The organism is Roseomonas sp. CAU 1739, assembly GCF_039839775.1.
Lineage (GTDB): Bacteria > Pseudomonadota > Alphaproteobacteria > Acetobacterales > Acetobacteraceae > Neoroseomonas.
This window is the reverse complement of the sequence record NZ_JBDOQQ010000005.1, coordinates 94,765-112,137: the sequence shown is the minus strand read 5'-3', so window position 1 is coordinate 112,137 and position 17,373 is coordinate 94,765. Positions and strand designations below refer to the sequence as shown.

General features: G+C 70.4%; 11 protein-coding genes. 8 read left to right on the top strand and 3 right to left on the bottom strand.

Annotated features, from left to right (window positions below; all coding sequences use genetic code 11):
• Nucleotides 1-84: 84 nt before the first annotated feature.
• On the top strand, nucleotides 85-1,299 hold the full coding sequence (locus AAFN86_RS10680) for an ABC transporter substrate-binding protein (protein ID WP_347543295.1): 1,215 nt from the start codon (nucleotides 85-87) through the stop codon (nucleotides 1,297-1,299).
• Between the two features lie 321 nt (nucleotides 1,300-1,620).
• Here the strand turns inward: AAFN86_RS10680 and AAFN86_RS10675 are convergent, their stop codons facing one another.
• On the bottom strand, nucleotides 1,621-3,189 hold the full coding sequence (locus AAFN86_RS10675) for a peroxidase family protein (protein ID WP_347543294.1): 1,569 nt from the start codon (nucleotides 3,187-3,189) through the stop codon (nucleotides 1,621-1,623).
• Between the two features lie 224 nt (nucleotides 3,190-3,413).
• Between AAFN86_RS10675 and AAFN86_RS10670 the strand changes: the two genes are divergently transcribed.
• From AAFN86_RS10670 to AAFN86_RS10650, 5 genes are all read left to right on the top strand, one after another.
• Nucleotides 3,414-5,267: an ABC transporter permease gene (locus tag AAFN86_RS10670; RefSeq protein ID WP_347543293.1), complete on the top strand. Its 1,854-nt coding sequence runs from the start codon at nucleotides 3,414-3,416 to the stop codon at nucleotides 5,265-5,267.
• Nucleotides 5,264-6,043, top strand: coding sequence for an ABC transporter ATP-binding protein (locus AAFN86_RS10665; protein ID WP_347543292.1), 780 nt, complete (start codon nucleotides 5,264-5,266; stop codon nucleotides 6,041-6,043). Before AAFN86_RS10670 ends, AAFN86_RS10665 begins: the two co-directional genes overlap by 4 nt.
• Entirely contained in the window at nucleotides 6,036-6,749 is a 714-nt protein-coding gene (locus tag AAFN86_RS10660) for an ABC transporter ATP-binding protein (RefSeq protein WP_347543291.1), read from the top strand. The genes AAFN86_RS10665 and AAFN86_RS10660 overlap by 8 nt, the downstream gene beginning before the upstream one ends.
• A gap of 5 nt (nucleotides 6,750-6,754) precedes the next feature.
• Nucleotides 6,755-8,773: a hydantoinase/oxoprolinase family protein gene (locus AAFN86_RS10655; RefSeq protein ID WP_347543290.1), complete on the top strand. Its 2,019-nt coding sequence runs from the start codon at nucleotides 6,755-6,757 to the stop codon at nucleotides 8,771-8,773.
• Between the two features lie 142 nt (nucleotides 8,774-8,915).
• Nucleotides 8,916-10,670, top strand: coding sequence for a hydantoinase B/oxoprolinase family protein (locus AAFN86_RS10650; protein ID WP_347543289.1), 1,755 nt, complete (start codon nucleotides 8,916-8,918; stop codon nucleotides 10,668-10,670).
• 84 nt (nucleotides 10,671-10,754) lie between these two features.
• On the opposite strand, the gene AAFN86_RS10645 is transcribed toward AAFN86_RS10650, so the two are convergent.
• Both AAFN86_RS10645 and AAFN86_RS10640 read right to left on the bottom strand, forming a co-directional pair.
• Nucleotides 10,755-13,751 (bottom strand): HAD-IC family P-type ATPase, encoded by a 2,997-nt coding sequence (locus tag AAFN86_RS10645; protein ID WP_347543288.1) that lies wholly within the window; start codon nucleotides 13,749-13,751, stop codon nucleotides 10,755-10,757.
• Between the two features lie 23 nt (nucleotides 13,752-13,774).
• Nucleotides 13,775-14,476: a VIT1/CCC1 transporter family protein gene (locus AAFN86_RS10640; RefSeq protein ID WP_347543287.1), complete on the bottom strand. Its 702-nt coding sequence runs from the start codon at nucleotides 14,474-14,476 to the stop codon at nucleotides 13,775-13,777.
• 139 nt (nucleotides 14,477-14,615) lie between these two features.
• Here AAFN86_RS10640 and AAFN86_RS10635 point away from each other — a divergent pair, with 139 nt between their 5' ends.
• Nucleotides 14,616-15,755, top strand: coding sequence for an esterase (locus AAFN86_RS10635; protein WP_347543286.1), 1,140 nt, complete (start codon nucleotides 14,616-14,618; stop codon nucleotides 15,753-15,755).
• Between the two features lie 319 nt (nucleotides 15,756-16,074).
• Nucleotides 16,075-17,154, top strand: coding sequence for a hypothetical protein (locus AAFN86_RS10630; protein ID WP_347543285.1), 1,080 nt, complete (start codon nucleotides 16,075-16,077; stop codon nucleotides 17,152-17,154).
• The last annotated feature ends 219 nt before the right edge of the window (nucleotides 17,155-17,373 follow it).

Sequence of the window (17,373 nt, the reverse complement as noted above, 5' to 3'; positions counted from 1 at the left end):
GGCGGTCAAGCGCAATGACCCCATTGCACCAAGGGGCCGCCACACCGATCATCCTGTTCAGCAGGGTTTCCAGGAGGCTTCCGCATGACGCGCTTCACCCTTCCCCGCCGCGCGCTCGGTGCCGCGGCGCTGGCCACGCTGGCGCGGCCCGGCTTCGCGCAGCCCGCCCCGATCCGCATCGGGGAGCTCAATTCCTATGCCCGCATGGCGGCCTTCGCGGGGCCGTACCGCAGCGGAATGCAACTCGCCCAGGATACGGTGAACGCGGCGGGCGGCGTGATGGGCGGCCGGCCGATCGAACTGGTGTTCCGCGACGACGGCTCAACGCCCGGCGATGCCGTGCGCGTCGCCGAGGAATTGCTGACGCGCGAGAACGTCGCCTTTCTCGCCGGCACCTTCCTGTCGAATGTCGGCCTTGCCGTCGCGGATTTCGCCAACCAGCGCAAGCGACTGTTCCTGGCGACCGAACCGCTGACCGACGCGATCACCATGGCGCAGGGCAACCGCTACACCTTCCGCGTGCGGCCCGGCACCTTCATGCAGACGAAGATGCTGATCGAGGCGATCCGCGGCAAGACTGCCAAGCGCTGGGCGATCGTCGCGCCCAACTACGAATACGGCCAGTCGGCCGCGGCGAATTTCAAGCGCATGCTGCCCGAGGCGATCCCCGGCGCGGAGATCGTGGCGGAACAATTCCCCGCACTCGGCCGCGTGGATGCGGGGGCGACGGTGGGCGCGCTCGCGCAGTCGCGCCCGGATGGCATCTTCAACGTGCTGTTCGGCCCGGACCTGACGGCCTTCGTACGCGAAGGCAACACGCGCGGGCTGTTCGAACGCCGCACCGTCGTCTCCCTGCTGACGGGGGAGCCGGAATACATGATCCCGCTGGGCGACGAGACGCCGGAGGGCTGGATCGTCACCGGCTACGCCCCCGAGCAGATCGACGCGCCGCCTGCGCACAAGGCGTTCATCGAGGCCTATCGCGCGCGCTTCAACGACACGCCGCGGCTTGGCTCGCTGCTCGGCTACGTCACCGTGCAGATGATCGCCAACCTGCTGAACAAGGCGAACACCATCGAGACGGAGGCGCTGATCGACGCGCTGGCCGACCTGCGCACCGATACGGTGGTCGGTCCGGTGACGATGCGCGGGCTTGACCACCAGAGCACGCTCGGCGCCTGGGTCGGCGAGACGACGCTGCGCGGCCGCCAGGGCACGATGAAGAACATCCGCTTCGCCGATGGCGCCAACTACATGTTCCCCGAAGCCGAGGTCCGCGCCGCGCGCCGTTCGGCCTGATATCAATGGCCGCTGCAGGCGGCCATTGGAGTCTTGTTTCGTCCCTCAGACGCCGGGCGCGGCCCATCCGGGCCGCTTGGCTTCGCGCCGAGCACTGTCGCGCTGGTGGCGGCAGGCTGTCCGGGCGCGGTCGCGCCTTGCGCTCCCGGCCCGATGCAGGGCATCGGGCCGAGGGTTGCTGCGCCCGATGGTTTGGCTCGCGCGTGGTCACGAAGGCGGCCCGCCGGTCGTGCGGCGAAGCCAAGCAAACCGGAGCTTGCGCCCGGCGTTCGATGGCACGAAACGGCGAATGCCAGCGGCCGAGGAATTCGGCCGCTGGCGTCAGCTGTCGCTGTCGGTGAAGCGCCAGCTGGCCTGGGTCATCTCGATCGGCGTCGCGCCGCGATGCGGCACGTTGCGCGTGAGGATGTCGCCCAGCTTGCTGGTCGCGCCAATCAGCGCGAAGCCCCAGGGGGTGAAGGTCCGCTCGTTCCAGACATGTTCGGACAGCAGCGGGTTGGTCAGCGCCTGGCTGAAGGCATCGACGGCAACCATGCGCAGCAGCAGGCCCGGCAGAGGCGAATCCTCGACCCGGTTCTCGGCCATCAGGCCGGGGTAGAATTCGACGTTGTCCGGCGTGCCGTACAGATCCTCGAGAATCTCGGCGATGCGCGGATTGCCGGTCATCTCGTCGAAGCGCGTCACCCGATCCATGCCGAATGCGACGCGATAGTCGTTGTAGGTCGCGAGCCGGTTCTTGCGCGCCTGCGCGACCGCGCGATCCTCGATATGCAGCAGCGGCTGGGCGGTGTTGAGCGCGCCGAGCTTGCCCGCCGGCTGCATCGAGGCGCCGGAGAACGCGGCATCGAGCCCGACCTCGATCAGCGGCGCATTGTCCTGCAGGAAGGCGCCGATCGGGATCTGCCGCGCCGGCGCCGTCGGGCCGGCCGGCCAGGCCATGCTGTCCGGCATCAGCGAATGCCAGCGATAGAGCAGGCTGAATTCCACCGTCATCCAGTTCGGCCGGTTCCATTCCGCATGCCAGGCGATGGAGGGGTCGGCGCGCAGGCTGAAAGGCATCGGCGTGATGTGGTTGATGTAGTGCTCGACGACGATCTTGATGAAGATCGGGATGATGATATTGCGCGCGACCTGGAAGACATGTTCGTCATCCCAGTCCGGATTGCGGGTTTCGAGTTCCCGTGCAACGCGGTTGTGCTCGCGCAGGAACAGCGTGTTCATCATCGCGGTGAAGGGTGTCGAGTTCACCCGGTCGCCACCGACCGCGAACAGCGTATCACGCCGCGCCACCGGCAGGTTCTCATCGACCAGCGGCGGGTCGAGATTCTGGAATTCCGGGTCCGACAGGTCCTTCGTCCCCGGCAGGTAGAGGAAGGGCGAGAATTCCTCCAGCCCGATCATCTGTGATTTGAGGCGCCCGCGCTGGCCGGGTGCTGCCGATTTCAGCCGCAATGCGCGCGTCTGCGCCGGCGTGCGGCCGTACAGCGTGCACATGTCGATTTCATGGTTACTCGTGGTCCGGTCCACCTGGCCCGGCATGGTGCGCAGGAAGCCATCCGTCAGGTACTGCGCGAAGGCCGGAAACAGGCAGGTCGATTTGCGCGAGATCTGCGCCTGCCCGTCGGGCCGCGCGAACAGTGTGCGGACCGCCTCGGGCGCCGGCTGGACCGGCAGGTCGGCGGGCGGCAGGTGGCGCGCCAGATAGGTCCGGTCGGTCAGCCCCTGCCAGCAGGTGTAGTCGGCGAAGCTGCTCCAGGGATGCGGCCGGTTGCGCGTGCTGGCCACGATGCGGTTCACGGCGGCCGCGCTGGCCTCGCCGGAAAGCCAGGCCCAGCCATCAATGATGTTGCCCGCCGCGCCGAGCAGGCGGTCGCCAAGCCAGTTGCCCATCGCACGTCTCCCGTGTTCCAGCCCGGGCGACACTGTGCGCGCACGATGCGGGCGGCTGTATCGCAGAATACATGCCGAATGACGGGCCCGGCTGGCCCGGTGCGCGAGAATCCGGCTGGACCAGCGCGCCGCCGCACGGGATGATTCCGCCATCACGACCGCAGGAGACCCCCAATGCCGGGCATCAACGCCCCGCGCCAGACGACGCCCGGCCGGTAGCGGCGATGGAGTGGAGCTTCCTGCTGGTGCAGGCCCTGTCGGGGCTGGCCAGCGCGTCATCGCTGTTCGTCATCGCGTCAGGGCTGACCATCGTGTTCGGCGTGACCCGCATCGTGAATTTCGCGCATGGGTCCTTCTACATGCTGGGGGCCTATGCGGCCGTGACGATCGTGCCCTGGCTGCTCGACTTCGACCGATCGCCGACGCTGTTCTTCGTCGGCGTGCTGGCCTCGGCACTCGTGGTCGGGTTGCTCGGCGTGGCGATGGAAGTGCTGTTGCTGCGCCGCATCTATCGCGTGCCGGAACTGTTCCAGCTGCTGGCGACCTTCGGCGTGGTGCTGATCGTGCAGGACCTGGTGCTGCTGGTCTGGGGGCCGGTCGAGATCCCCGGTCCACGCGCGCCGGGCCTGCGGCATGGGATCGACATCCTCGACCAGCGCTTCCCGGCCTATGAGCTGTTCCTGATCTTCGTCGGCCCCGCCGTGCTGGCGCTGTTGTGGCTGCTGATGCACCGGACACGCTTCGGCGTGCTGATCCGTGCGGCGACCCAGGACAGGGAGATGGTGGGCGCGCTTGGCGTCAACCAGGCAATGCTGTTCACCGGCACGCTGTTCCTCGGTGCAACACTGGCGGGGCTGGGTGGCGCGCTGCAGATCCCGCGCGTATCGGCCAGTGCGCAGATGGACCTGTCGGTGATCACCGAGGCCTTCGTCGTCACCGTGATCGGCGGCATGGGGTCGGTGCCCGGCGCATTCATTGCCGCGCTGCTGATCGGGCAATTGCAGGCCTTCGGCGTGCTGATCTTCCCCAAGATCACGCTGGTGCTGGTGTTCCTGCTGATGGCGGCGGTGCTGGTGGTGAAGCCCTGGGGGTTGCTCGGCCGGCCGGAGGCCGCCGCGGGGCGGGCCGTGCTGCCCGAAGGCATCCTCGATCTCGGGCGACTTGATGGCGTGGGGAAGCTGCTGGCAGCGCTGGGACTGGCCGCCATGCTCGCGCTGCCGCTGATTGATGCCTATGCGGTCAAGGTGGGGACGGAGGTGCTGATCCTCGCACTCGCGGCCGTGTCACTGAATTTCCTGGTCGGCAATGGCGGCATCGTCTCCTTCGGGCATGCCGCGTATTTCGGGCTTGGTGCCTATGGCGCGGGGCTGCTGGTGGTGAAGGCGGGGCTGCCGATGGAACCGGCGCTGGTCGCCGCCCCCATCGCCGGCGGCGCGGCCGCCGCGCTGTTCGGCTTTTTCGTGGTGCGGCTGTCGGGGATCTACCTGGCGATGCTGACGCTCGCCTTCGCGCAGATCGCCTATGCCGTGGTGTTCCAATGGGTCGAGGTGACCGGCGGCGACAACGGGCTGGTCGGCGTCTGGCCGTCGCGCTGGGCGGCGTCGCGGGAGGTATACCACTACCTGACGGCGGCGATCACGCTCGCCGCCATCGTCTTCCTGCGCCGCGTCATCCACGCGCCCTTCGGCGCGACGCTGCGCGCGGCGCGGGATTCGGCGCAGCGGGCGGATGCGATCGGCGTCGATGTGCGGATGCATCGCTGGCTCGGCTTCACCCTGGCGGGCGCGGCGGCAGGGTTGGCGGGGGGGCTCTATGCCTTCTCCAAGGGCTCGATCGATCCGACGCTGCTCGGCATTCCGGTCAGCGTGGATTTCCTGTCGATGATCCTGCTTGGCGGCATCCAGTCGGTTCTGGGGCCGGTCGCCGGCGCGGCCGCCTTCCATGCGCTGAAGGATTTCTTCCTGCCGCTGACCGACCACTGGCGGCTGTTCCTCGGCCTGTCGATCATCGCCATGGTGCTGGTGTTCCCGCGCGGGTTGGCAGGGGCTTTCGCATCACTGCGCAAGCGCCCGGCATGACGCTGCTCGCGGTCGATGGCCTGACCAAGCGCTTCGGCGGCGTGCTCGCCGCCAAGGGCGTGACCTTCGCGCTGGACGCGGGCGAGATGCTCGCCATCATCGGGCCGAACGGCGCTGGCAAGTCGACCACGTTCAACATGGTCGGTGGGCAGTTGAAGCCGGATGGCGGTTCGGTGGCGCTGTCGGGGCAGGACGTGACCGGCACGCCGCCCCGCACGCTGTGCCGCATGGGCGTGGGGCGAACCTTCCAGGTGGCGCAGACCTTCCTGTCCTTCTCCGTGCTCGGCAATGTCCAGATGGCGCTGCTGGCGCATCGCGGCCAGACGCGCCAGCTGCTGCCGGATGCCGCGGCGATGCATCGGGATGACGGGCTGGCGCTGCTGGAACGCGTCGGGATGGCCGCACAGGCGGATCGACCGATCACCGAACTCGCCTATGGCGACGTGAAGCGGGTGGAACTGGCCATCGCGCTCGCTGCCGCGCCGCGCCTGCTGCTGATGGATGAACCTACCGCCGGCATGGCGCCGGCCGAACGCGCCGCGCTGATGGCGCAGGTCGCCGGCATCGCCCGGGCCGAAGGGATCGGCGTGCTGTTCACCGAACACGACATGGACGCGGTCTTCGCCCATGCTGACCGCATCCTGGTGCTGGTGCGGGGCGAGATCATCGCCCGCGGCAGCCCGGAGGACGTCCGCGCCGACCCCGAGGTGCAGCGCGTCTATCTCGGCCATTCCGGCACCAAGGCGGCCGCCCGCGCGAGGCGCGCGCATGGCTGAGCGCGTCCTGGACATCACCGGCCTGCGCGCCGGCTATGGTCCGGCGGAGGTGCTGTTCGGCGTCGAGCTGCACCTCGCCCGCGGGGAGGTCGCCGCGCTGATGGGCCGCAATGGCGCGGGCAAGTCCACCACGCTCAAAGCCATCATGGGCCTGCTGGTCCCGCGCGCCGGATCGGTGCGCTTCGCCGGACAGGAGATCGCGGGCGTCGCACCCTATCGCATCGCGCGGCTCGGCCTCGGCTACGTGCCGGAGGACCGGCGCATCTTCACCGACCTGACGGTGATGGAGAACCTCGCCGTCGGTCGCCGTACCGTGCCACCGGGCCGCCGCGCCTGGACACCCGAACGGCTGTTCGAGATCTTCCCCAACCTCGCCGAAATGCGTCACCGCCGCGCCGGCGCGATGTCGGGCGGCGAGCAGCAGATGCTGACCATCGCGCGCACGCTGATGGGCAATCCGGAAGCGGTGCTGCTCGATGAACCCTCGGAGGGCCTGGCGCCGGTGATCGTCGAACAGATGGCCGAGGCCGTGCTGCGCATGAAGGATGAAGGCATCGCCGTGCTTGTCTCGGAGCAGAACCTCGACTTCGCCGCCGCCGTCGCCGACCGCGCGCTGATCCTGGAGAAGGGCAGCGTGCGTTGGGAAGGCCCCATCGCAACGCTTGAGGCGGATGAGGACATCCGCCGCGCCTACCTTACGGTGTGACGCGCATGGCACGACGCATCGCCGGCATCGATGTGGGCGGCACCTTCACAGACCTGGTGATGCAGGATGCGGACGGATCCATCCGCATCGCCAAGGTGCCGACCACCAGCGACAACCAGGCGGGCGGGGTGCTCGCCGCGATCGCGGCCGCCGGCACGACGCCCGCAGCGCTCGACCTGATCGTGCACGGCACCACCGCGACGACGAATGCGGTTCTGGAACGCAAATTGGCGAAGGTCGGGCTGGTCACCACCGCGGGGTTCCGCGACGTGCTGGAACTTGGCCGCCGCACGCGCCCGCGCGCCTATGGCATGACCGGCAGCTTCGAACCGCTGATCCCGCGCGAATGGCGGCGCGAAGTGGCGGAACGGATGGATGCGCGCGGTGCCATCGTCACGCCGCTGGACGAAGCCGCGGTGGAACGCGAAATCCGCGCGCTGCTCGCCGAAGGCTGCGAGGCGCTGGTCATCCACTTCCTGCACGCTTATGCCAACCCCGCGCACGAAATCCGCGCCGGCGAGATCGCCCGCGCGATCTGGCCGAATGGCTACGTCACGCTCGGCCATGCGCTGTTGTCGGAATTCCGCGAATACGAACGCGGCACGACCGCGTCGGTGAACGCGGCGGTGCAGCCGGTGCTCGACCGCTACATCCGCCATTTGCAGGATCGCCTTGCGGATGCTGGTCATGCACGCGACCTGTTGGTGATGAACGGCAATGGCGGCACCGTGCCCGCGCGCGCCGTCGCCGCAGAAGCGGCGAAGACGGTGATGTCCGGACCGGCATCCGGCGTCATGGCGGCGGCCGCGACGCTCACGCAATCCGGTGTGCGCAATGCCATCACCTGCGACATGGGCGGCACCTCCACCGATGTCGCATTGATCGCCGGCGGCGTGCCGGAAGTTTCGGCAGAACTGTCCATCGCCTATGGCCTGCCGATCCATCTGCCGATGGTCGATGTGCGCACGGTCGGCGCCGGCGGCGGGTCGATCGCCTGGATCGATCGCGGCGGCATGCTGCGTGTCGGGCCGGAAAGCGCGGGCTCCACGCCCGGGCCGATCTGCTACGGGCGCGGCGGCGTGCGGCCCACCGTCACGGATGCGAACCTGCTGCTCGGCCGGCTCGATCCGGATGCGCTGCTGGCGACCGGGCGGCGCGTTTCGGTCGAGGCGGTGCGCGAGGCCTTCGCGCGCGAGATCGGTGATCCGCTCGGCATGACGCCGGAACGGGCGGCCGAGGCGGTGATCCGTCTCGCCAACGTGTTGATGGCGGGCGCGATCCGCATGGTCTCGTTGTCGCGCGGGCATGATCCGCGCGACTTCGTGCTGTTCGCCTTCGGTGGCGCAGGGCCGCTGCACGCGGTCGCCCTGGCGCGGGAGATCGGCATCCCCGAAATCTTCGTTCCGTTCCGTCCCGGCCTGACGAATGCGCTGGGCTGTCTGGTCGCGGACCTTCGCCAGGATGTGGTGAACACGCTGAACCGCGGCCTGGACGACATCGCGGAAGCCGAGATCGCCGAGGTCTTGGCCGCGCAGGAATCGCGCGGCCGTGCCGGCGTCGCGGAAGGTGGCGCCGAGGTCGAGCGCATCGAGGTGCAGCGTGCCGCCGAGATGCAGTTCCGCGGCCAGACGCATCTGATCCGGGTCGCGCTCGCCTCCGCCACGCCGTCGCGCGCCGAGGTGCAGGCGGCGTTCGAGGCCGCCTATTTCGCGCGCTTCCAGGTGCGGCTGCCGGAGATCCGCGCGGTGCTGGTGAACCTTTCCACCAGCGTCGTCGGCCGGCGCCACGCGTTCGATCTGCGGGCACTGGCGGCCGGGCCGGCGGGCGAGGCACTGTTGGGCGCGCGGCGCGTATATGCCGATGGCGCCTGGCACGAGGCGTCCGTCTGGCGGCGGGAGGCGCTGGCCAAAGGGGCGCGCATCGCCGGGCCGGCGGTGCTGCAGCAGGCGGATGCGACGATCATCCTGGAACCGGGATGCGAAGCGATGGTGGACTCGCTCGGCAATCTGAGGGTGCGGGCATGAAGGAAGAAAGACGGGGGAGGAACACCTCCCCCGAATCCCCCTCCGTTTTCTGGTTGTTGGAGACTGACGGCGGGGGGCCGGCGCCAATCGACAAAAAAAGGAGGGGGATCGGGGGAGTTCTCTCCCCCGACCTTGCTGCCTGATGGATGCCCTCACCCTCGCCGTCATCCAGGCCGGCCTGACCCAGGTCTGCAACGAGATGGACCTGGCCTTCTCGCGCTCCGCCTTCTCCCCGGTGATCGCGGAGGCGGACGACCGATCCGATGGCATCTACGCCGCAGATGACGGCGCGCTGATCGCCCAGGGCGAGGGCGGGCTGCCGGTCTTCGTCGGCGCCATGCAGCATTCCGCGGGCCACATCATCCGCCTGATCAACGAGGGCGCAGTCGCGCCGCCGGAACCAGGCGACATCTACATCGTCAACGACCCCTATCTGGGTGGCACGCATCTGATGGATGTGCGCTTCGCCCGGCCGTTCTTCGTCGATGGCGCGCTGTTCTGCTGGCTCCAGAACACCGGCCATTGGCCCGACACCGGCGGCATGGTCCCCGGCGGCTTCAGCGCGCATGCCACCGAGGTCGAGCAGGAGGGTCTGCGCCTGCCGCCAGTGAAGTTGTTCAAGCGCGGCGAGATGGATCGCGAGATCCTGTCCATCATCCAGTCCAACATCCGCGTCGCGGACCAGCGCATCGGCGACATCAAGGCGCAGGCGGCGGCACTGCTGGTGGGCGAGAAGCGCCTCGCCGAGATCGTCGCCCGCTACGGCGCCGCCACGCTGACCCAGGCCATCGCGCTGATCCGCGAGCGCGCCGCCGAGCGCATGCGCGCCGAAATCCGCCGCATGCCCGAAGCCACCTGGCGCGCCGAGGCCTTCGTCGATTCCGATGGCGTGGTGAATGAACCGCTGCGCATCGCCCTCGCCGTGACGCGGGTTGGCGATACGCTGACCTTCGACTTCACCGGATCGTCGCAGCCCTGCGCTGGGCCGATGAATTCGGTCTGGGCGACGACCTATTCGGCGGTGTGCCTCGGCGTGAAGCACATCTTCCCAGATGTGCCGATCAATGCCGGAACCTTCGCACCGCTGAACATCATCCGGCCGGAGGGCACCTTCCTCGATGCGCGCTACCCGCGCCCGGTCTCCGGCTGCGCGGCGGAGGTCAGCCAGCGCATCGCCGAAGCCGTGTTCCTGTGCCTGGTGCAGGCGCTGCCCGAAGAAGTCACCGCCGCGCCCGCCGGCACATCTGGCAACTTCGCCCTGGGTGGCACAGATCCGGCGCGCGGCGCGGGATATGTCATGTACCAGATCACCGGCGGCGGCTATGGCGGCAATGTGCGGGAGGACGGGCTGTCCAATGGCTGCTCGACCATCGGCATCAGCAAGACCGCGCCGGTCGAGGTGATGGAGCAATACTACCCGATCCTGTTCACCCGCTTCGCGCTGCGGGAGGGCTCGGGCGGCGCCGGGCTGCATCGCGGCGGCTTCGGCGTGCATTATGAGGTGGAATTGCTGCGCGGCGAGGCGCGCGCCTCCTTCGTGATGGACCATGGCCGTTTCGGCCCGCCAGGCGTGCTCGGCGGCGGCGATGGCGCGCCCAATGCGGTGCGCATCCATCGCGGCGGCCAGACGACGATCCCGCTGCACCTGTCGAAGGACCAGGGTATCGCGCTGTCGCCCGGCGACCGGGTGGAGGTGATGACGCCCGGTGGCGGCGGCTATGGCGATCCGCTGGCACGCGATCCGGCGCTGGTCGCGCGGGATGTGCGCCGCGGTACCTACACGCCGGCGCAGGCGGAGGCGCTCTGGCGCGTCGTCCTGCGCGCCGACGGCACGCCGGACGACGCCGCCACGACCGCGCTGCGCCGCGACCGCGCCGCTGGAGCGGACCGCGCCTGATCTGGCTTCGCCAGACGCGCGAAGGTGCTCGCGCAAGGACCTGGTCGGAGCCACCTGCCTGAGCGCCGCCGAGCGCGCGCCGCGCTATGCCGTCACCAGCACTTCCCCGCGCGTGATCACCGGCGGCTGGGGCAGCAACTCCGTCAGGTTTGCCGCGACGATGCCGCGCACTGCCTCATGCGCGGCCTCGGCCTGGGCCTGGCTGTCGAACAGGCTGATCGAGAAGACCCCGCCCTCGCTGCGCCCCGCCCAGTAGTTCCGGAAGCCCGGATGCGTCTTCAGCATGGGCAGGACCGATGCCTCGACGCGGCGAACGATCTCCTCGACCGATCCGGTCGCGGTGTAGCTGCGGATCATGGCGTACATTGCTTTTCCTCCCTGGCGCGGCGAACCGCCGGCATCTGCTGCGCCTTTGGCACAGGCCGCGTCAATCGGCCGCTTCGCAGTCGCGGCAGACGCATCACCGGCCCAGCGCAAGGCCTTCTCGGCTTCCAGCACGACCAGGAAGACCAGCGCGACGACCAGCACCGCGCCCCATTCGGCGGTCCCGATCGCCACCGTACCGAACACCGCCTGCAGGGGTGGCGCATAAGTCAGCAATGCCTGCCCGGCCACCGTCACGCCAATCCCCAGCCACAGCGCGAAGGGCGGCGGGGCGCCGCCGAACAACCCGCCGCGACCGCGCCGGACGACAAGCAGATAGGCGATCTCCAGCGCCACGATGGCGTTCACCACGGCGGTGCGCGCCGCCGCCTCGCCGCCGCCACCGGCCAGCACCCAGCCATGGACGCCGAACGACGCCGCCGCGATCAGCGCCGAGACAAGCGTGAAGCGCCACAGCAGGAAGCCCGAGAGCAGCGGCGTGCGCGGGTCGCGCGGCGCCTCGCGCATTATCCCCGGCTCGGTCGGTTCGAAGGCCAGCGCCAGGCCCAGCGCGGTCGCCGTGATGGTGTTGATCCACAGCACCTGCAACGGCGTCATCGGCAGGGCGAGGCCGAACAGCACGGCGAAGGCGATCACCAGGGCCTCCCCGCCATCGGTCGGCAGGTTCCACACGATGACCTTGCGCAGGTTGTCGTAGACCGTGCGCCCCTCCCGCACCGCCGCGGCGATCGAGGCGAAATCGTCGTCGGCCAGCACCATCTGCGCCGCCTGCCGGGCCGCCTCGGTGCCGCGCAGCCCCATGGCGATGCCGATATCGGCACGCTTGAGCGCCGGCGCGTCGTTGACCCCGTCCCCGGTCATCGCGACCACCGTGCCGTCGCGCTGCAAGGCTTCGACCAGGCGCAGCTTCTGTTCCGGGCTGACGCGCGCGAAGACGTCGGTGCGCGCCACGGCCCCCGCGAGACCGGCGTCATCCAGCGCATCGACCGCCGCGCCGGTCAGCGCCTGCGGTGCGGCGGCGATGCCAAGCTCGGCGGCGATCGCCACCCCGGTCGCCGCATGGTCGCCGGTGATCATCACGATGCGGATGCCGGCGGCGCGGCATTCAGCGACCGCCGCTCGCGCCTCCGGCCGCGGCGGGTCGGCCAGGCCAAGCAGGCCGAGGAACACCAGCGCCTCTGGCAGGGCGATCCGGTCCGGCGCCGCCGCATCCTCCCGCATCGCCAGTGCCAGCACGCGTTCGCCACGCGCGGCCATGGCCTCGGCGCGCGCCATCCAGTCCGCGACGTCGAAAGGCACACCATCGGCCTGCGCCACGCAGCGTGGCAGCACCGCCTCCGGCGCACCCTTCACCGCCAGCAGGGCACCAGCACCGGTGTCGTGCAGCGTCGCCATCAGCCGATGCGCGGCATCGAAGGGCAGTGTGGCGCGGCGCGGCTGCATCGCCTCCAACGCATCGTCATCCGCCCCCGCGCGCGCGGCGAAGGCGAGCAGCGCGCCCTCCATCGGGTCGCCCTCCACCGCCCAGCCGCGCGGCCCTTCGCGCAGCGCCGCGTCGTTGCACAGCACCGCCACATCGATCAGGCGCGGCGGCGGCGGCTCACCCGTCACCACCACCGCGCCGAGCGGCGCATAACCCTGCCCGGCCACGCTGCCCGCCCCGCCCGGCCAGGCGGCGTGGCGCACCGCCATCTCGTTCATCGTCAGCGTGCCGGTCTTGTCGGTGCAGATGACGCCGACCGCGCCCAGCGTCTCGACCGCCGGCAGGCGGCGAATGATCGCGCGGCGGGCGGCCATGCGCCGCACGCCGAGCGCCAGCGTCACCGACAGCACCGCCGGCAGCCCCTCCGGGATGGCGGAGACGGCAAGGCTGACCACCACCAGCACGGCCTCGGCCAAGGCCATGCCGTGCAGCAGCACAGCCACCGCGAAGACCACCGCGGCGAGCCCCAGAACGATGGCCGTCAGCAGCCGCGCCAGGCGGTGCATCTGCCGTAGCAGCGGCGTTTCGGCCGTGCCGAGCCCGGCCAGCATGGCGCCAAGCCGGCCGATCTCGGTCGCCGGCCCGGTCGCCACCACCAGGCCTTGCGCCTGCCCCGCGACCACCAGCGTGCCGAGGAACGCCATGCCGGCCCGCTCGGCGAGTGGCGCCGCGGCGGCGCCGGCGTCGGTCGCCTTCTCGGCAGGGACGGATTCGCCGGTCAGCGCGGCTTCCTCGATCCGCAGCGCGGCGGCCGAGACCAGCCTCAGATCCGCCGGCACGCGGTCCCCGGCTTCGAGCAGCACGACATCGCCCGGCACCAGTTCGCTCGCCGGCAGCCGCCGCCGCGCGCCATCGCGCAGCACCGCCGCATGCGGCGCGAGCAGGCCGCCGATCGCCTCCAGGGCGCGCTCGGCCCGGCCTTCCTGCAGCAGGCCCACCCCGGCATTGATCAACACGACGGCGAGGATCACCAAGGTGTCCGCCCATTCGCCCAGGCCCGCGGTCAGCAAGGCAGCGAACAGCAGGACGCGGATCAGCGGGTCGTCGAACTGGTGCAGGAAGCGTGCGACGAGGCCCGGGCGTGGCGGTTCGGGCAGCGTATTCGGCCCGTGGCGGGCGAGCCGCTCGGCGGCCTCGGCTCCGGAAAGCCCGGAGCGGCCGGAACCCAGCGCGTCAAACGCCGCCTCGACTGGGATGGCGTGCCAGGGCGGCACCTCCGGCGGTGCCGCCGTGGGCGTCAGCCGCCGGCCGCCTGCACGACCAGGGCGGCCAGCGCCGCGGCGGCGAAGCCGGTCCCCACCGTCTGGATGGCGCCGCGCAACGGCGGCAGGCCGGCACCGCGCGCCTTCATCCAGCCCAGGCCGGCCAGCGCGATGGCCGCCACCGCGCAGGACACCCCCAACGCATCCCGCACGCCGTCCATCGCCATGTAGGGCACGAGCGCCACGATGCCGCCGGCGGCATGGGCGATGCCGGTCATCGCGGCCGAGCGAGCCGCGCGCTGCGGCTCGGGCTCCTTCAGGTCGAGTTCGAAGCGCATCATGAAATCGACCCAACGGCGCGTATCGGCGCAGATGGAATCGACCGCGAGGCGCAGCGCATTCCCGCGCACGCCGTAGCGATGCAGGATCGCCGCGACTTCCCAGCGCTCACGGTCGGCGTAGTCGACCGTCTCCTCCTCCTCGCGCCGGCGCTCGGCGGCGTAGTGGTCGGCCTCGCCGCGGGCGGCGAGATAGCCGCCCAGGGCCGTGGCGATGCTGCCGGCGGCAGCGACGGCAAGGCCGGCGGCGACGATCGGCGGATTGGACCCGAGAACGCCCGCCAGCCCGGCTGCCAGCGCGAAGGGCAGAACCAGCCCGCCGGCGGCACCGGCAACCGCGTCGCGAACCAGCTGGGTCTGGGAGAAGTGCTGTTCCTCATGCGGCGGTCCTGGGGGCATGGACCACAGGCCATCCCGGTTCAGCGGATCAGTCGCGAGGGCTTGATCGGGCGTGTCCATGCGGGGGAGGCTAGCCGATGCCGGCCGCCGCGACAGCTTCGCAACTGCACCAGGCGCGGATCAGGCAGGAGGGGAAACGATGAAGCGGATAGCGATGGCGTCACTCGGCGCGCTGCTGGCGGGTCCCGGGGCGATGGCGCAGTCGCCACCAGGGCCGGGGCCGGGGCGCCAGGCGGAAGTGCGGGGCCCTCGGACCGACGGTCCGCCGCTGCGCATCCGCGAGATCTCCTCCTTCCATGTCGGCGGGCGGATCGCGGAATTGTCCGGCCTGCCGGAACGCGAGGTCGTCTTCAGCCCCGGCGCGCCGCCGCTGCGCATCGATCCGAACGGCCAGTTCCAGGTCGAACAGATGTATGCGCAGGCGGTGCGGCTGCAGAATCCGCGCGCACGCTACCCGATCATCCTCGCCCATGGCGGCGGGCTGACCGGCGTGACCTATGAGACGACGCCGGACGGCCGGCCGGGCTGGCAGATGTTCTTCCTGCGCGCCGGGCATGACGTGATCGTGACCGACGCGATGGAGCGCGGCCGCGCCGGCTGGGCGCGCTCGCCCGAGATCCTGGCCGGCGAGCCGGTCTTCCGAACCATGGGCGAGGGGTGGGGGCTGTTCCGCATCGGCATGCAGGATGGCTGGAACAGCGACCCCGCGCAGCGCCGCGCCTTCGCCGACAGCCGTTTCCCGCTGGCGTCGTGGAACCAGTTCATGATGCAGGCCGTGCCACGCTGGGCGACCACCGACCGCCAGGTCCAGGCCGCCTATGACGCGCTGGTGCAGCGCATCTGCCCCTGCGTGATGCTGGTGCACAGCCAGGGCGGCAATTTCGGCTTCAACGCCGCGCTGAACGCGCCGGACAAGATCAAGGCGGTCATTGCCGTCGAACCATCGGGCGCGCCGCCGGCCAGCGCGGATGCCGCGCGGTTGCGGGGCATCCCGCACCTGGTGGTCTGGGGCGACCATCTGGACGCGACGCCCTTCTGGCAGAATGTCCGGCGCAACATCGACCGCTGGCAGGGCCAGATCCGCGATGCGGGGGGCGTGGCCGACACCATCGACATGCCGGCCGAAGGCGTGCGCGGCAACAGCCACATGATCATGATGGACACCAACAGCGACGATGTGGCGCGCCGCATCGACGCCTGGATGGCCAGCCACGGCCTGATGCGCGACACCCCCGCGCAGGACCGCCCGCGGCGGCGCAACGGCGGCCGGGCAGGCTGAGGGGCCGCCGGCGCAAGGCCGGTCCGATCCGTGGCGGAGCGGCGTCGCCTTCGCCGTGCCAGGATGGATGCCCGGCCCCGGCGACCGGCGCCAGGCTGCGCGACGGAATGCTGCCGTGACACAGGCCAGCCCGTCGGCTGATCCGGTCGCCGGTTCATCGTATCGCGCGCGGCCGCCCCACCTGGCCCGGGTGCGATGCCGCTTGCCGTGCCAATCCCCGGCGGCAACGGCAGGGCGAGCGTCATAACTCATTGTTCGACCAAGCATCTTCACCCGCCCGCATGGTTCCCATCAGGCGGGATCTGCTTTAGGCAGGATCATGGCCGGCGCACCGACAGACCGCATTCCGCTCCACACCATCATCCTGCCCGTGCTGGGCGTGCTGGCCTGGCTGGCGGTGGGCAAGGCCGGGCTTGGCCTTGCCGCCGCCCTGCTCGGCGTGGTGCTGCTCGGCAACGTGCTGGCCGCCGTCCACCATGCGGAGGTCATCGCGCTGCGGGTGGGCGAACCCTATGGCACGCTGATCCTCGCCCTCGCCGTCACGGTGATCGAGGCCGGGCTGATCATCTCCCTGATGCTCGGTGGCGACCCCAATCCGGGGCTGATGCGCGATTCCGTGCATGCGGCGGTCATGCTGGTGCTGCACGGCCTGGCCGGAGCCTGCATCGTGGTCGGCGCCTGGCGCCACCGGGATTCCGAATTCCGCGTGGATGGCGCCAATTCCTTCCTCGCCGTGTTGATCCCGATGGCGACGCTGGTGCTGGTGCTGCCGAACCACGTGCTGTCCACCCCAGGGCCGTATCTGTCGGCCGGGCAACTGGTCTTTGTCTCGCTCGCATGCCTCGCGCTCTATGGCGCCTTTCTGTTCATCCAGACCAACTGGCACCGCGACTACTTCCTGCCGGTCGGCGACGGGGCGGCGGCAACCCATGCCGTCCCGGCCGGGCGGATCGCCGCCGCGTCGGCGGGGCTGCTGGTGGTGGCGCTGACCTCGGTGGTGCTGCTGGCCAAGGCCCTGGCGCCGGCGCTGGAGGAAGGGGTCGCCGCTGTCGGCGCGCCGATGACGGTGGTGGGCGTGATCGTCGCCGCCATCGTGCTGATGCCTGAAAGTGCCGCGGCCATCCGTGCCGCCGCGCGCAACCGCCTGCAATCGAGCATCAACCTCGCCCTCGGCAGCGCCGTCGCCTGCATCGGGCTGACCGTGCCGGCGGTCGCCGTCGTCTCCTTCATGATCGGGCAGCCACTCGCGCTGGGCATTTCCGCCGGCCAGACGACGCTGCTGGCGCTGTCCTTCGCGGTAGCGATCATCACCTATGGCACGGGGCGGACCAACCTGCTGTGTGGCATCGTCCACCTGGTTCTGGCGGCGACCTACGTGTTCACGGTGTTCTCGCCCTGAACCCACGGGCCCGTGGCCCGCGGGACCGGGGAGGCGTTTCCTGCGTCCGTCAAACGGCGGGCGCCAGCCGGCTTGCCTTCGCGCTATGCACAGGCGCCCCGGTTGCCATGGGCGGGTTAGGCGCAGTCGCGCTTCGCGCTCGTGGATCGAGGCCGAGCCTCGACCCGTGTGTCCGCCTGGCCACCGGGCAGGGGCGCCTACCCGCCATTGGTCTCCCGC

Coding starts and splice junctions, on each gene's coding strand:
- AAFN86_RS10665 (WP_347543292.1), top strand. CDS start 5,264: ATGACGCTGCTCGCGGTCGATGGCCTGACCAAGCGCTTCGGCGGCGTG.
- AAFN86_RS10635 (WP_347543286.1), top strand. CDS start 14,616: ATGAAGCGGATAGCGATGGCGTCACTCGGCGCGCTGCTGGCGGGTCCC.
- AAFN86_RS10680 (WP_347543295.1), top strand. CDS start 85: ATGACGCGCTTCACCCTTCCCCGCCGCGCGCTCGGTGCCGCGGCGCTG.
- AAFN86_RS10655 (WP_347543290.1), top strand. CDS start 6,755: ATGGCACGACGCATCGCCGGCATCGATGTGGGCGGCACCTTCACAGAC.
- AAFN86_RS10670 (WP_347543293.1), top strand. CDS start 3,414: ATGGAGTGGAGCTTCCTGCTGGTGCAGGCCCTGTCGGGGCTGGCCAGC.
- AAFN86_RS10675 (WP_347543294.1), bottom strand. CDS start 3,189: ATGGGCAACTGGCTTGGCGACCGCCTGCTCGGCGCGGCGGGCAACATC.
- AAFN86_RS10660 (WP_347543291.1), top strand. CDS start 6,036: ATGGCTGAGCGCGTCCTGGACATCACCGGCCTGCGCGCCGGCTATGGT.
- AAFN86_RS10630 (WP_347543285.1), top strand. CDS start 16,075: ATGGCCGGCGCACCGACAGACCGCATTCCGCTCCACACCATCATCCTG.
- AAFN86_RS10640 (WP_347543287.1), bottom strand. CDS start 14,476: ATGCCCCCAGGACCGCCGCATGAGGAACAGCACTTCTCCCAGACCCAG.
- AAFN86_RS10650 (WP_347543289.1), top strand. CDS start 8,916: ATGGATGCCCTCACCCTCGCCGTCATCCAGGCCGGCCTGACCCAGGTC.